The organism is Brevundimonas sp. MF30-B, assembly GCF_004683885.1.
In the GTDB taxonomy this organism is placed as follows: domain Bacteria; phylum Pseudomonadota; class Alphaproteobacteria; order Caulobacterales; family Caulobacteraceae; genus Brevundimonas.
The window spans coordinates 994,691-1,009,054 of the sequence record NZ_CP038440.1 but is presented as its reverse complement, the minus strand read 5'-3'; the positions used below and the strand labels follow the sequence as shown (position 1 = coordinate 1,009,054).

The window sequence follows — 14,364 nt, the reverse complement described above, 5'->3', positions numbered from 1 at the left end:
ACAGGCATGTCGTCCGCATCCCCGCCCGCCAGATCGAACCGCGACCACATCGTCGATGTGCTGATCGCCGAGCGGGCGCCGCGTCTGACGGGCTCGCCCGCCTGGCCGCTGATCCGCCCGGCCCTGTATCGGCTGCTGGGCTATCGCGAGGCGCGCGCCATGGCCGACGGCATCGCCGGCCTGTCGGGGCGAGAGGCCCTGGCCTATGTCTCGAACCTGCTGGACCTGAAGGTCTCGACGCTGAACCTGGACCGCATCCCGGCGACGGGACGCTGCATCGTGGTCTGCAACCACCCGACCGGCATCGCCGACGGCTTGGCCGTGCATGACGCGATCCGCAAGCGGCGCGACGACGCCATCTATTTCGCCAACGCCGACGCGCTCAGGGTCTCGCCGCGCCTGGGTGAGACGGTCATTCCGGTCGAATGGGTGCTGGACAAGCGCACGCGCGAAAAGACCCGCGCCACCCTGGCCGCCGCGCGCGACGCGTTCGAGGCCGAACGCTGCCTGATCATGTTCCCTGCCGGCCGGCTGGCGCGGGTGGACAAGGGCGGCTCTCTCATCGATCCCGACTGGGCGCCCACGGCCGCGTCCCTGGCCAGAAAATACGACGCCCCCATCGTGCCCATCCATGTCGCCGGCCCGACATCGAAGCTGTTTCACCTGTTCGACCGGTTCTCGACCGAACTGCGCGACGTGACCCTGTTCCACGAGATGCTGAACAAGAAGAAGCAGGCGTTTCGCCTGTCCGTCGGCCTGCCGATCCCGCCCTCGCGCATCGACGCGGACGCCACGCGCGCCACCTATGCGCTCAAGGCCTTTGTCGAGCGGATGCTGCCGGGCCAGCCGGACGCGGAGTTCGCATGAGGCTCCACCTGCCCGACGCCGAGGCCACCGCGCGCCTGGGCCAGGCGATCGCGCCCCTGCTGCGGCCGGGCGAGGCGGTGCTGCTGTACGGCCCGCTGGGCATGGGCAAGTCGACCCTGGCCCGCGGCCTGATCCGCGCCCTGACCCGGCCGGACGAAGACGTGCCCAGCCCGACCTTCACCCTGGTCCAGTTCTACGAAAGCGACCCGCCCATCGCCCATTTCGACCTCTATCGCCTGACCCGGCCGGAGGAGGCCTTCGAGATCGGCCTGGACGAGGCCCTGGACGAAGGCTGCGCCCTGATCGAATGGCCCGAACGCCTAGGCGACGATCCTTCAAAGTTTCTCGGCCCCGACCGACTGGTCGTCACGCTGTCGGACCCCAGCGCCCCCCTCCCTCAAGCAGCCAATCTCCGCGAGATTGGCGGTAGGGCCCAGAATGGAAGAACTGCGACCGTTTCCGGCGCAGGGGCGTGGGAAGCCCGGATCGGAGAGTTGAATGTCTGACCGCGCGCCCCTGATCGACGCCTTCCTGGACGCCCTCGACCTGGGCGTAAGCGAGCGACAACCCCTGCCCGGCGACGCCTCGACGCGCCGCTATGAGCGGCTGATCCGGTCGGGCCAGCCGTCGCTGATGCTGATGGATCAGCCGCCGGCGGCGGAGAGCCGTCCGTGCGCCCCCGACTGGAGCCCAGAGCGGCGCCGCGCCGAAGGCTGGAACGCGGTCGCGCGCCTGTCGGCTGGACGCATCGAGGCCTTCGCCGCCGTGGCCGAGCATCTGCGGTCGCTGGGTCTGTCCGCGCCCGGCGTTGTGGCCGTCGATGCGGCGAACGGCCTGGCGGTGCTCGAGGATTTCGGCGACGCCCTGTTCGCCCGCGTGATCGAGGACGGCGAGCCTGAGGTGCCCCTGTACCTGACCGCCGTCGAGGCGCTGGCCCGGCTGCATGAAGCCGGGGCGCCTCCCGAGGTGCTGAGCGGTCCCGGCGGCGACTGGCCGATCCTGACCTATGACGAGACGGCGCTGCAGGGCGGGGCGGACCTGTTCGTGGAATGGCTGCCGAAGCTGGACGAGCGGGTGCGGTTCGACGCGGCCGCCGTCGACGCCTGGCGAGAGGCCTGGGCGCCCATGGTCGCCTCGGGCGCGGCGGGCGCCTCGGTGCTGGCCCATCGCGACTATCACGCCGAGAACCTGATCTGGCTGCCCGAACGCGACGGCGCGGCGCGGGTCGGCATGATCGACTTCCAGGATGCGGTGCGCGCCCACCCCAGCTGGGACCTGCACTCGCTGTTGCAGGACGCCCGGCGCGACGTCTCGCCCGCCCTGGAGGCCGAGGCGCTGGAGCGCTATTTCGCCTTGAGACCTCACACGAACCGCGCCGCCTTCATGGCCGACTACGCCGGCCTGGCGGCGCTGAACGAGGCGCGGATCATCGGCGTCTTCGCGCGGCTGATCGCGCGCGACGGCAAGCCGCGTTACCGCCAGTTCCTGCCGCGCATGTGGGGCCATCTGAACGCCAATCTGGAGCAGCCGGCGCTGGTGCCCGTCGCGCGCTGGTTCGACGCCCATGTGCCGGCGGAGGCGCGCGCATGACGCCCCAGACCCCTCCACGAACCGCCATGGTGCTGGCCGCCGGTCTGGGCACCCGCATGCGTCCCCTGACGAACGATCGGCCCAAGGCCCTGGTCGAGGTCGGCGGCCGCGCCCTGATCGACCATGTGCTGGATCGGCTGGCGCAGGCGGGCGTCCAGATCGCGGTGGTCAATGTCCACTGGTTCGCGGATCGGCTGGAGGCGCACCTGGCGGACCGCACCGCGCCCCGCATCACCATTTCCGACGAGCGCGCCGAACTGCTGGAGACCGGCGGCGGGCTGAAGAAGGCGCGGCCCTTGCTGGGCGACGACCCGGTTGTCGTGGCCAATATCGACAGCATCTGGATCGACCGGTGCGATGCTCTGGCCCAGCTGGCGCGGCTGTGGGATCCGTCGCGGATGGACGCCGCCCTGCTTTTGGCGCGGCGAGAGGGCTCCATCGGTTTCGAGGGCGATGGCGACTTCTTCCTAGCCGAAGACGGCCGCCTCACCTTCCGAGGCGACGCGACCAGCGCGCCCTTCGCCTATATGGGCGTGCACATCACCCGGCCGGACTATGCAGATGCGGGGCCCGACGGCCCCTTTTCGCTCAGCCCGCTGTGGCGGCGTTCGGCGGCCGAGGGTCGGCTTTATGGCTGCGTTCTGGACGGCGACTGGATGCACGTTGGCGACCCGCAGGCGCGCGATCAGGCCGAGGCGCGGCTGGACGGCGAGGCGTGACTTCGTTCGACCCCTTCGCCGGGTCCGGCCCGCGCTGGTTCACGATCGCCGCTCAACGGCCGTTCCTGGAAGACCTGGCCAACGGCGTGCTGGCCTGGCTGGGCGAGGCCTCGCCGGAAACATTGTCGGACGCCATAATCCTGCTGCCCAATCGACGCGCCGCTCGCGCCTTCTCGACCGCCCTGGCGCGGGCGGCCGGGGAGCGGCCGGTGCTGCTGCCCGAGGTCCGTCCGCTGGGCGACCTGGAAGAGGACGAGCCGCCCTTCGCCCCCGGCGCGCTCGGCCTGGACCTGCCGCCCGCCATCGCGCCCCTGCGGCGCCGGTTCGAGATGGCGCGCCTGATCGTTGAGCGGTTCGACGCGGATCTGACGCCGCTGCGGGCGCTGGAGCTGGCCGATGCGCTGGGCGGCTTTCTGGACTCCTGCCAGCTGGAGGAGATCGTCGATCCCGCCCGCGTCGCCGACTTGGTTGAGGGCGAGATGGCGCGGCACTGGGAGCGGTCGGCGCAGTTTCTGTCCCTCGCCGTCGAGGCCTGGCCCGAACGGTTGAAGACGCTGGGGCTGGTCGATCCTGCGTGGCGACGCGCCACCCTGCTGCGGCGGCTGGCCGAGACCTGGGACGCCGAACCGCCCGCCCGCCCGGTCATCGCCGCCGGCTCGACCGGCACCCTGCCCTCGGCCGCCGATGTCCTGGGCGCTGTGGCGCGGGCGCCCCAGGGCTGCGTCGTCGTGCCCGGCCTGGATCAGGCCCTGGACGAGGCGGCGTGGTCCAAGATCGAGGAGGCGCATCCGCTGGCGGCGCTGAAACGGCTGCTGGAACGGCACGGCGTGGAGCGTGCGGCCGTCCACCGCTGGCTGGGTTCAGAGGTCGAGACGGCGCGCTCGCGCGTCATCCAGGAGGCTCTGCGGCCCGCCGAGGCGACGGACGACTGGCGCGGCGCCATCCGCGAACTGCGCGCACGCGTCTGGGCCGACCGCTCCGCCGACCCCATCGCCGAAGGGTTGAAGGGCCTGTCGCTGCTGACCGTCCGCGCCGAGGAGGAGGCCGCCTCCGCCATCGCCCTGATGATGCGAGAGGCGCTGGAGACGCCGGGCCGCACCTGCGCCCTGGTGACGCCGGACCTGGATCTGTCGCGCCGGGTCGAGGCGCGGCTGGAGCGCTGGGGCATCACGGCGGACTCGTCGGCGGGCTCGCCCCTGGCCCTGACCGAAGCGGGCGGGCTGGTTCAGCTGGCCGCGCGCTGGATGGGGGACCCGCTGTCGCCCCAGACCCTGCTGGCCCTGCTGAAGCACGCGCGGCGTCGCCCCGAGCTTGCGACCGAGATCGCGGCCCGCACTCTGGAGGGCAAGGGTCTGCGCGGCCCGCGTCCGCGCGACTGGACCGCCCTGTTGCGCAAACTGGAGCAGGCCGGCCAACCGCGCGACGGCCAGGCTGCGCCCTCGCCCGAGCGCCTGGCCCGTCTGAGCGAGGCGCGGGACCTGGCCGAGACCCTGCAGGGTCTGGTCGAGGCGGCGCACGCGCCCTTCGCCGGCGACCGGGCGCCGCTGGACAAGGCCGCGACAACCCTGACCGAACTCATCGAGGCGCTGGCCGGGCCAGCCGCCTGGGGCGGGCGGGACGGCGAGGCGGCCGCCGGCCTTCTGTCGGCCCTGATCGAACAGGGCGAGGCCCTGGGCGGCGTCACCCCCGACGAGCTGGCGGCCCTGGTCGCCGAACTGATCGCGGCCGAGACCGTGCGCACCGGCGGCGCCAGCCATCCGCGACTCCGCATTCTGGGCGCCATCGAAGCGCGGCTGGCGCGGGCAGACCTGATGATCCTAGCGGGACTGGAGGAGGGCGTCTGGCCCCGGCCCGCGCCAACCGATCCCTTCCTGTCGCGACCCATGCGCAAGGCCCTGGGCCTGCCGGCGCCCGAGCGGCGGCTGGGTCAGACAGCCCAGGACTTCGTCCAGGCCGCCTGCGCGCCAGAAGCGGTCATGGTGGTGCGCGAGCGGCGCGGCGGTCAGCCGGCCGTCCGGTCACGCTGGCTGTGGCGGCTGGAAATGCTGGTCAGCGGCGCACATGGCGAAACCACGCCCGTAACCATCGCTGCGCCCGACGCGGTGCTGAGCTTGGCCCGCGCGCTGGATGCGCCCGCGCGCGCGACGCCCGACTATGCGCGCCGCCCCGAGCCGCGCCCCCCGGTCCACCGCCGGCCGCGCCAACTGCCCGTGACCAGCATCGAGCGCTGGGTGCGCGATCCCTACGCCATCTACGCCTCGCGCGTGCTGGGGCTCAAGAAGCTGGACCGGCCGGGCGCCTCGGCCGAGGCCATGGCGCGCGGCACCGCCATCCACGCGGCGCTGGAGACCGTGGTGCGGACCTGGCCGGACGCCCTGCCGGAAGACTGCGCCGAACAGATCGAAGCCTGGCTGATCCATGAGATCGACGCCGCGGGTTTCGAGGATCACGCCATGGCGCGCGAACGCCCCTTGGCGGCCAACTGCGCCCGCTGGCTGGAAGGCTTCGAGCGGGCCCGGCGCGCGCGCGGCGCCCAGCTTCTGGTCGAGCAGTCGGGCGCCTTGACCTTTAACGCGCCCGGCGGGCCCTTCACCGTCACCGCCAAGGCCGACCGGATCGAACTGGATGCGACGGGCGCAGCGGTCATCGACTTCAAGACCGGGACCGCGCCTCAGGCCAAGCAGGTGGCCGCCGGCTTTGCGCCGCAGCTGACCCTGGCGGCCGCCATCTTGGCCGAGGGCGGCTTCCCCGCGCCGCCGACCGAGGCGACAGAGCTTCTCTACGTCCAACTGACCGGCCGACGCGAGCCGGGCAAGGTCACCGACGTCGGCGCCGAGGGCGCTGCCTTCATGGCCGAGCGCGAGCTGGCGCGGCTCAAGGCCGGGGTCGCCCTCTTCGACGACGAGGCCATGCCGTATCGCAGCTGGGTCGCGCCTCAATTCATGGGGACCTTCGGCGGCAATTTCGACCATCTGGCGCGCGTCTGGGAATGGCATGTCGCCGGGGCCGAAGAAGAGGGCGCGCAATGACCTCGCCGCTCTCCCCTGCCGACATCGCCCGCGCCAATCAGGCCGTCGCCGCCGATCCCGGCCTGTCGGTCTTCGTCACCGCCAACGCCGGCTCGGGCAAGACCTCGACCCTGGTCAACCGGGTGGCGCGCCTGCTGCTGAAACGGGTGCGGCCCGGCGACATCCTGTGCATCACCTACACCAAGGCCGCCGCCGCCGAGATGCAGACGCGGCTGTTCGACAAGCTGGGCGGCTGGGCCGTCGCCGACGATAGTGCGCTGTCGGAATCCCTGGCCGAGCTGGACGGGCGCGACCCCCGGTCCCTGACCGCCGAAGAGCTGTCGGAGGCCCGGCGGCTGTTCGCCCGCGCGCTGGAGACGCCGGGCGGGCTGAAGATCCAGACCATCCACGCCTTCTGCGAAAGCCTGCTGCGTCGCTTCCCGCTGGAGGCCGGCGTGGCGCCGGGGTTCGAGGTGCTGGAGGACCAGGCCGCCCTGGCCCTGTCGCACCGGGCGCGGGCGGACCTGGCGCGGGCAGCGCTGAACCAGCCCGACGGCCGTGTGGGCCGGGCCTATTCACACTTCGCGGTCGAGCTGGCGTTCGACGCCTTCAACGCCCTGCTGGGCGTGATCGAGGCGAGGCGCGAAAGCCTGAACGCCTACCTGCTGGCCATCGCCGAAGGCCGCGCGCCCAGCCCCTATCACCTGACTGGCGTCACGCCCGACGAGACGCCGCAGAGCCTGTCCGACGACTTCATGCGCTACCTGGACCGCACCGCCTGGAATGCCGCAGCCGATGCTATGGCGACCGGCGGCATCATGGATCAGCGCTGCGCCGAGCGCATGAGGGCGGCCAAGCAGGACTGGACATTCGACAGCGTCGGTCAGGTTTTCTTGACATCGGGAGAGCCGCGCAAACAGCTGACGACCAAGGGGTCGCCGCCCGGCGCGGTCGAGTTCCTGACCCGGACCAGCGGCCAATATCTGGCGACCCTGCAGCGCGTCCGCGCCGCCCGCGTCGCCGACGAGACCATGAAGGTGCTAGCGCTCGCCGACGAGCATCACGCGCTTTACAAGACGGCCAAGGCCGAGGCCGGCGCGCTGGACTTCACCGACCTGGTCAGCCGCACCGCCGACCTGCTGACCCGCCGGGCCGACGCCGCCTGGGTGCTGTACAAGCTGGATGGCGGGATCGAGCACGTCCTGATCGACGAGGCGCAGGACACAGCGCCCGAGCAATGGGCCATCGTGCGCGCCCTGACCGAGCCCTTTTTCGCCGGCGACGGAAGCGAGCGTCCCACCGACGTTCCGGCGCGCACCGTCTTTGCCGTGGGCGACGAAAAGCAGTCGATCTACTCCTTCCAGGGCGCCCGTCCCGAACGGTTGCGTCAGGAAGCTCAGGTCTATGACCAGGCCGTGCGCCACGCCGGCCACGCCTTTCAGGAGGTGCCGCTCGACACCTCGTTCCGCTCGACTGAAGAGGTGCTGGCCTTCGTGGACGCCGCCTTCCACGCGCCCGAGCGCGCCCGCGCCCTGGTCGGCGAGACCGGCGAAATTCCGCGCCACCTCCCCGCGCGTCTGGGCCAGCACGGATCAGTGGACCTTTGGCCGCTGTTCCAGGAACCGGCGACCAAGCCGCCAGAGGCCTGGACCGCGCCGGTCGACCAGGAAGGCCCCCAGAGCGCGCGCAAGCAGCTGGCCCGCGCCCTCGCCCGCGAAATCCGCCGCCAGGTCGAGGCGGGCGTGACGATCCATGACCGCAAGGCGCCCGAGGGCCGGCGCGCCGTGCGCTATGGCGACTTCCTGATCCTGGTGCGCCGCCGCGATGCGACGTTCGAGGAGATCATCCGCGCCCTGAAGGCCAAGGGCGCGCCCGTGGCTGGGGCCGACCGACTGAAGCTGAACGCCCACATCGTCTTCGACGACCTGATGGCCCTGGCGCGCTTCGCCTTGTATCCCGACGACGATCTGAGCCTGGCCGAGGTGCTGCGCGGGCCCTTCTGCGACGTGCCCGATTTCGGACCGGCGCATGCGCTGTATCCTCTGGCCGACGCCGAAGCCCGGAACGGCCGGTCCCTATGGCGCGCCTTGCGCGAACGGGCCGCCGAGCACCCGCAATGGACCGAGGCGCGCGATCTGGCCGGCGCCCTGATCGCGTCGCGCGGGCGCGATCCGCTGGCCTTCTTCTCCCTGGCTCTGAACCGGCTCGGCCCCGATGGCCGTTCGGGTCGGGCGCGCATACTGCACAGGCTGGGCCGCGAGGCCGAAGAGGCGATCGACGAGACCCTGGCCCAGATTCTCGCCGCCGAGGCGCGCGGCGGGACGGACCTGGAGACCTGCCTGGCGCTTCTGGAACAGGCCGACGTCCAGGTGAAGCGCGAGATGGAGGGCGCGCGCGACGAGGTGCGCGTCATGACCGTGCACGGCTCGAAGGGGCTGGAGGCGCCCATCGTCATCCTGCCGGACACCACCGGCAAGGCGAAGCCGCAGGGCCCGACCCTGATGGCCGTGGATCAGGCGGATGGGACCGAAGCGTGGCTGATGTGTCCGTCGTCCAAGGCCGGCGATTGCGACGCCTCGGCCCTGGCGCGTCAGGGCCGGATCGACCGCACCGACGCCGAGTCGCTGCGCCTGCTCTATGTCGCCCTGACGCGGGCGCGCGAGCGGGTGATCGTCATGGGCCGCGCCATGGGCCGTCCCAAGGAAGGGTTCGAGCCCGGTTCGTGGTGGGATGTCGTCGGCCAGACGTTTGAGAGCCTGCTGGCCGACGGCCGCGCGCGCGACATTGGCGACGGCAAGTTTCGCTTCGGCGTCGATCCGGTCGAGGCGGGCGCGGCGCCCGGCGAAGCCGCCTCGAGCATTACCCTGCCGGCCTGGGTCAGCGAGCGGCCGGCGGCGGATCCGGGCGCGCGGCTGGCGGCCCCGTCCAAGCTGGCGGGCGACATCGGGGGCCGCGCGCCGTCGCCGCTCGACCGGGCGGCGGGCGGTCTGGGGCGGTTCCGGCGCGGCGACCTGATCCACCGGTTGCTGGAGCGACTGCCCGAGGCCGCGCCCGGCGCCTGGCCCGACTTGGCCCGTCGGCTGCTGGCGCGCGAGACGGACCTGTCGGATGCGGTCCGTGACGAGATGATCCAGGCCGCGCTGGGCGTGCTGGGCGACGAGCGGTTCGCCGCCGTATTCGGGCCCGGATCGCGCGCCGAGGTCGCCCTGACCGGCGCCGCGCCCGGCCTGCCGGCCGGCATGGTGCTGTCGGGACGGATCGACCGGCTGGTGGTGACGCCCGAGCGGGTGCTGGTGGTCGATTACAAGACAAATCGGCCGGCGCCGGATCGTATCGAACACGCCGATCCGGCCTATGTGCTGCAGATGGCGGCCTATCGCGCGGTGTTGCAGCGGCTGTATCCGGACCGCCCGGTCGAGGCGGCGCTGGTGTGGACCGACGGGCCTCGGCTGACGCCGGTTCCAGCGGCGATCATGGACGCCGCCCTTGGCGCGGCGACGCTCGCGGGCTAGGCCACAGGTCTCCTCCCCCGAGACTGTTCCGGAGCCCGCCATGCGCCGCCCGATCCGCACCTTGGCCTCCACCCTGGCCGCCATCGGCCTGCTGGCCGGCTGCGCGCCCGTTGTGACCACCGCGCCGACGCCGACCGAGGCGCCGACCGCTCCGCCGGCGCGCGGCCCGTTTGTGGCGGCGGCCAATCCGCTGGCGGTCGAGGCGGGGTTGAAGGTGCTGAACGCCGGCGGTTCGGCCGTCGACGCGGCCGTGGCGATCCAGGCGGTGCTCGGGCTGGTCGAGCCGCAGAGCTCGGGCCTGGGCGGCGGCGCCTTCATGATGCATTTCGACGCCGCCACCGGCGACATCACGGCCTATGACGGCCGCGAGACGGCCCCGGCTTCGGCCACGCCGGAGCTGTTTTTCGAGAACGGCCGGCCGCTGGACTTCCGCGACGCGGTGCTGTCGGGCCGCTCGACCGGCGCGCCGGGCGCCCTGCCGATGCTGGCCCAGGCCCAGAAGGATCATGGGCGGCTGCCCTGGTCCGAGCTGTTCGCCGACGCCGAACGTCTGGCCCGCGACGGCTTCGTCGTCAGCCCGCGCCTGGCCGGCATGATCTCGAGCAGCGCGCCCCAGGCCGCGACGCCGGACGCCCGCGCCTATTTCACTCGGCCCGACGGCCAGCCGTATCAGGCCGGCGACACCCTGAGGAACCCCGCCTACGCCGAGACCATCTCGGCCATTGCCCGTGACGGCGCCGCCGCCCTTCAGACCGGCCGCATCGCTCGCGAGATTGTCCAGGCCGTGCGCCGCGATCCGCGGCCGGGCGCCCTGACCGAGGCGGACATCGCCGACTATGAGCCGCTGGAGCGCGGCGCCCTGTGCCGGCCCTATCGGGTCTATGTCGTCTGCGTCCCACCGCCGCCGTCCAGCGGCCTGGCGCTGCTGCAGCTGCTGGCCATGGCCGAGAAGACCCCGGACATCCAGCGCGGTCCGAACGGCCCCGAGGCCTGGGTCGCCTTCGGCCGTCTGCAGAAGCTGATGTACGCCGACCGCGACCGCTACGTCGGCGACCCCGCCTTCGCCCGCGTGCCGGTCCAAGGTCTGCTGGATGACGGCTACGTCGCCTCGCGGGCGGCTCTGGTTCCCGGCCTGCGCGGCGCGCCTGAGGCGGGAAATCCGCCCGGCGGCGTCTTCACCGGCGCCGACGCCACGCGAGAGCCGGCCGGCACCTCGCACTTCGTCGTGGTGGACGCCCAGGGCAATGCGGTCAGCATGACCACCACGGTCGAGAGCATCTTTGGATCGGGCCGGATGGCGGGCGGCTTCTTTCTGAACAATCAGCTGACCGACTTCTCCCTGACGCCGACGGACGCGCAAGGCCGCCCAGCCGCCAATGCGGTGGCGGCGGGCAAGCGGCCGCGCTCGTCGATGAGCCCGGTGATCGTGCTGGACAGCCAGGGACGCTTCGTCGCCGCCCTGGGATCGCCCGGCGGCAACTCCATCCTAGCCTATAACGCCAAGGCGCTGATCGGCGTGCTGGATTGGGGCCTGCCGCTGCAGCAGGCCTTCGACCTGCCCAATCTGGTTGTGCGCGGTGAAAGCGTGGGGGCCGACACCGCCCTGTTCGATCCGGCTGTGCGCGACGCCCTGGCCGATGCCGGCATGGCTCTGCGCCCCAATGCGTCGGAGACCTCGGGCCTGCACGGCGGTGTGTGGCGGAATGGACGGTGGGACGGCGGGGCGGACACCCGCCGCGAGGGCGTGGCGCGCACGCAGTAGCGCGGATCAGCGGCCGGGCTTGATCGACAGCTGGAAGGCGACCAGACCTTCAGTCGCGTCGGTGTCGTCGCCATGTCCGGTACGCAAGCCCCGCACTTTGATCTTGCGATAGACCACGCCGAAGGAGCTCTGCACAGGGCCACGACGTAAGGCGACGCCGACCGACGCGTCGCCCATGAAGGTTCCAGAGTCGTGGCTGACGCCCGAGCGGGCGAAGTCGCCATCACGGTTCCGGGCGAAGTTGTAGCCGACCGCCCGGCCGGATCCGGCGGCGTAGAGATACCACCGCGGCCGCTCGCCGAAAGCCTCTTGTCCGTCCTGCACCAGCCTGTTCAGGCCCGAACCGATGCGCAAGGTCGCGCCGGCCTCGGCGGAGCGGCCTTCGGACCCCAGACCCACTCCCGCGTGCGGCGTAAGGCTGACCTCCAGGCCCGAGGCCGTCCGGCTGGCGGGACCTGTCCAGCCCCGAACATAGCGCAGATCGTATCCGCTCTCGTCCAGTCGGACGGCCTGACCCGCTGCGGCTGGCAGGGGCGCGCCGTCCCCGCGGCGCGCGAGGCCGGTGGTCGTCAGGCTGACCCGGTCTGCGAAGCCGTCGCCCGCAAACCAGGCGTCGCGACGGCTCGCCGCCGCGAACGGGGTGTCGGACAGGCTTGTCGCCTCCACGTCGACCGCCGGGCCGAACGGCCCATCCAGGGCGGCTTCAAAACGCGCCTGGCGGTCCAGGCGCATCAGTGTGTTTGTGATCTGATCGCCGGCCGGATCGCTCCAGGCCGAGGGGACATAGTTCTGAGCCGAGGCCGCAGCCGCCATGGCCACCCCCGCTCCCAGTCCCGCCATCCCGGCCAATGCACGCATCAACGGTCCCCTCGATCCGCCGGCACGCGTCACCCTGCACCGGTTGACGGCGGGGAGTCTACGGCCATTTTGCGGACACGATCCTGACATCAGGCGGCAAACGCGGCGTCCTTGCAGATCGTTCCGCGGCCATCGTCGTCTGACGGGGACGTTACCGGCCTATTGGCAGGCCAGGCATTCCTCGTAGTCCGTCTTGGCGACGGCGAAGAGGTCGGGCTGGTTCAGGTCGACCTCGGCCTCAGCCTTGTCCTCGGCGCCGGCGAAGGCGGCGCGCTGAACCGACTTGGAGCGCAGATAGTAGAGCGACTTCACGCCCCGCTCCCAGGCCTGCCAGTGGAGCATGTGCAGGTCCCACTTGTTCACGTCGCCGGGGATGAACAGATTGACCGACTGGGCCTGGCAGATGTCGGCCGAGCGATCCGCCGACAGTTCGACGATCCAGCGCTGATCCAGCTCGAAGGCGGTCTTGAAGACCGACTTCTCGTCGTCGCTCAGAAAATCCAGATGCTGGACCGAGCCCTCGTGCTCCAGGATCGAGGACCAGACGGCGTCGGTGTTCTGGCCCTTGGCGTCCAGCAGCTCTTCCAGATACGGGTTCTTGACCGCGAACGAGCCCGACAGGGTCTTGTGGGTGTAGATGTTGGCCGGGATCGGCTCGATGCCGGCCGAGGTGCCGCCGCAGATGATCGAGATCGAGGCGGTGGGGGCGATCGCCAGCTTGTGGCTGAACCGCTCCATCACGCCGCGTTCGGCGGCGTCCTCGCAAGGGCCTTTCTCTTCAGCCAGCTTGACGCTGGCCTTGTCGGCCTCGCGACGCAGGTGCTTGAACAGGCGCATGTTCCACGACTTGGCCATGGCCGATTCAAAGGCCACGCCCTGCGACTGCAGGAAGGAGTGGAAGCCCATCAGGCCCAGGCCCACCGAGCGCTCGCGCTTGGCCGAATAGACGGCGGCCTTCATGTCGGCCGGGGCGCGCTGGATGAAGTCTTCCAGCACATTGTCCAAGAAGCGCATCACGTCCTCGATGAAGCGAGGCTCCTCGCGCCACTCCAGGAACATCTCGGCGTTGACCGACGACAGGCAGCAGACCGCGGTGCGGTCCACGCCCCGGTGGTCGCGGCCGGTGTGCAGCATGATTTCCGAGCACAGGTTGGACTGTTTGACCGACAGGCCCAGGTCCTTCTGGTGTTGCGGCATTTGCCGGTTCACCGTGTCGGAGAAGATCAGATAGGGCTCGCCGGTCTGCAGGCGGATCTCCAGGATCTTTTGCCACAGCGAGCGGGCGTCGACTGTCTTGCGGACCTCGCCCGTCTTGGGCGAAACGAGGTCGAAGGTCCGGCCGTCGCGCACCGCCTCCATGAAGGCGTCGGTGATGTTGATGCCGTGGTGGAGGTTCAGGGACTTGCGGTTGAAGTCGCCCGACGGCTTGCGGATCTCCAGGAACTCTTCGATCTCGGGGTGGTGGACGTCCAGATAGACGGCGGCCGAGCCGCGACGCAGCGAGCCTTGGCTGATCGCCAGGGTCAGGGAGTCCATCACGCGGATGAAGGGGATGATGCCCGAGGTCTGGCCCGCGCCCTTGACCTTCTCGCCGATGGAGCGAACGCCGCCCCAGTAGGTGCCGATGCCGCCGCCGTTCGAGGCCAGTGATACGTTCTCGTTCCAGACGTTCTGAATGCCGTCCAGCGAGTCGCCCACGGCGTTCAGGAAGCAGGAGATCGGCAGACCGCGATCCGCGCCGCCGTTTGACAGCACGGGCGTCGAGGGCATGAACCACAGCTTGGACATGTAGTCATAGACGCGCTGGGCGTGCTCGTGGTCGTCCGCGTAGGCCGTGGAAACGCGGGCGAACATGTCCTGATAGGACTCGCCCGGCAGCAGATAGCGGTCTTCCAGCGTCTTCTTGCCGAAGTCAGTCAGCAGGTCATCGCGCGATCGGTCCAGCTGGATCGAGGGCACGACGGAGAGTTGGGGACGAACAGGTTCCGTCGTCGCAACCGTCTGGATTTCCACCGTCTTCAACGCTTCGCCGCCAGCCATAAAAGCCC

9 protein-coding genes are annotated in these 14,364 nt (G+C 71.1%); 7 read left to right on the top strand and 2 right to left on the bottom strand.

Annotation, left to right across the window (positions count from 1 at the left end; all coding sequences use genetic code 11):
- Positions 1–6: 6 nt before the first annotated feature.
- Genes E4M01_RS05065 through E4M01_RS05035 form a run of 7 tightly spaced genes read left to right on the top strand, consistent with a single transcriptional unit; the run spans position 7 to position 11,458 of the window.
- Complete coding sequence (locus tag E4M01_RS05065) at positions 7–867, top strand: GNAT family N-acetyltransferase (protein ID WP_135061929.1); 861 nt, start codon at positions 7–9, stop codon at positions 865–867.
- Positions 864–1,373, top strand: a complete 510-nt coding sequence (gene tsaE, locus E4M01_RS05060; RefSeq protein ID WP_135061930.1) for a tRNA (adenosine(37)-N6)-threonylcarbamoyltransferase complex ATPase subunit type 1 TsaE — start codon at positions 864–866, stop codon at positions 1,371–1,373. Before E4M01_RS05065 ends, tsaE begins: the two co-directional genes overlap by 4 nt.
- The gene (gene amgK / locus E4M01_RS05055) at positions 1,366–2,457 is read left to right on the top strand and encodes an N-acetylmuramate/N-acetylglucosamine kinase AmgK (protein WP_135061931.1); all 1,092 of its coding nucleotides are present in this window, start codon (positions 1,366–1,368) and stop codon (positions 2,455–2,457) included. The genes tsaE and amgK overlap by 8 nt, the downstream gene beginning before the upstream one ends.
- Positions 2,458–2,483: 26 nt before the next feature.
- Complete coding sequence (gene murU, locus E4M01_RS05050) at positions 2,484–3,176, top strand: N-acetylmuramate alpha-1-phosphate uridylyltransferase MurU (RefSeq protein WP_135062719.1); 693 nt, start codon at positions 2,484–2,486, stop codon at positions 3,174–3,176.
- Positions 3,173–6,205 (top strand): double-strand break repair protein AddB, encoded by a 3,033-nt coding sequence (addB, locus tag E4M01_RS05045; RefSeq protein ID WP_135061932.1) that lies wholly within the window; start codon positions 3,173–3,175, stop codon positions 6,203–6,205. Before murU ends, addB begins: the two co-directional genes overlap by 4 nt.
- Positions 6,202–9,696, top strand: coding sequence for a double-strand break repair helicase AddA (addA, locus tag E4M01_RS05040; protein ID WP_135061933.1), 3,495 nt, complete (start codon positions 6,202–6,204; stop codon positions 9,694–9,696). Before addB ends, addA begins: the two co-directional genes overlap by 4 nt.
- A gap of 40 nt (positions 9,697–9,736) precedes the next feature.
- Positions 9,737–11,458, top strand: a complete 1,722-nt coding sequence (locus tag E4M01_RS05035) for a gamma-glutamyltransferase family protein (protein ID WP_135061934.1) — start codon at positions 9,737–9,739, stop codon at positions 11,456–11,458.
- 6 nt (positions 11,459–11,464) lie between these two features.
- On the opposite strand, the gene E4M01_RS05030 is transcribed toward E4M01_RS05035, so the two are convergent.
- Together E4M01_RS05030 and E4M01_RS05025 are read right to left on the bottom strand one after the other, a co-directional pair.
- Positions 11,465–12,316 (bottom strand): lipid A-modifier LpxR family protein, encoded by an 852-nt coding sequence (locus E4M01_RS05030; protein ID WP_245158168.1) that lies wholly within the window; start codon positions 12,314–12,316, stop codon positions 11,465–11,467.
- A 159-nt stretch (positions 12,317–12,475) separates the two neighbouring features.
- Positions 12,476–14,356, bottom strand: coding sequence for a ribonucleoside-diphosphate reductase subunit alpha (locus tag E4M01_RS05025; protein WP_135061935.1), 1,881 nt, complete (start codon positions 14,354–14,356; stop codon positions 12,476–12,478).
- Between the last annotated feature and the right edge of the window lie 8 nt (positions 14,357–14,364).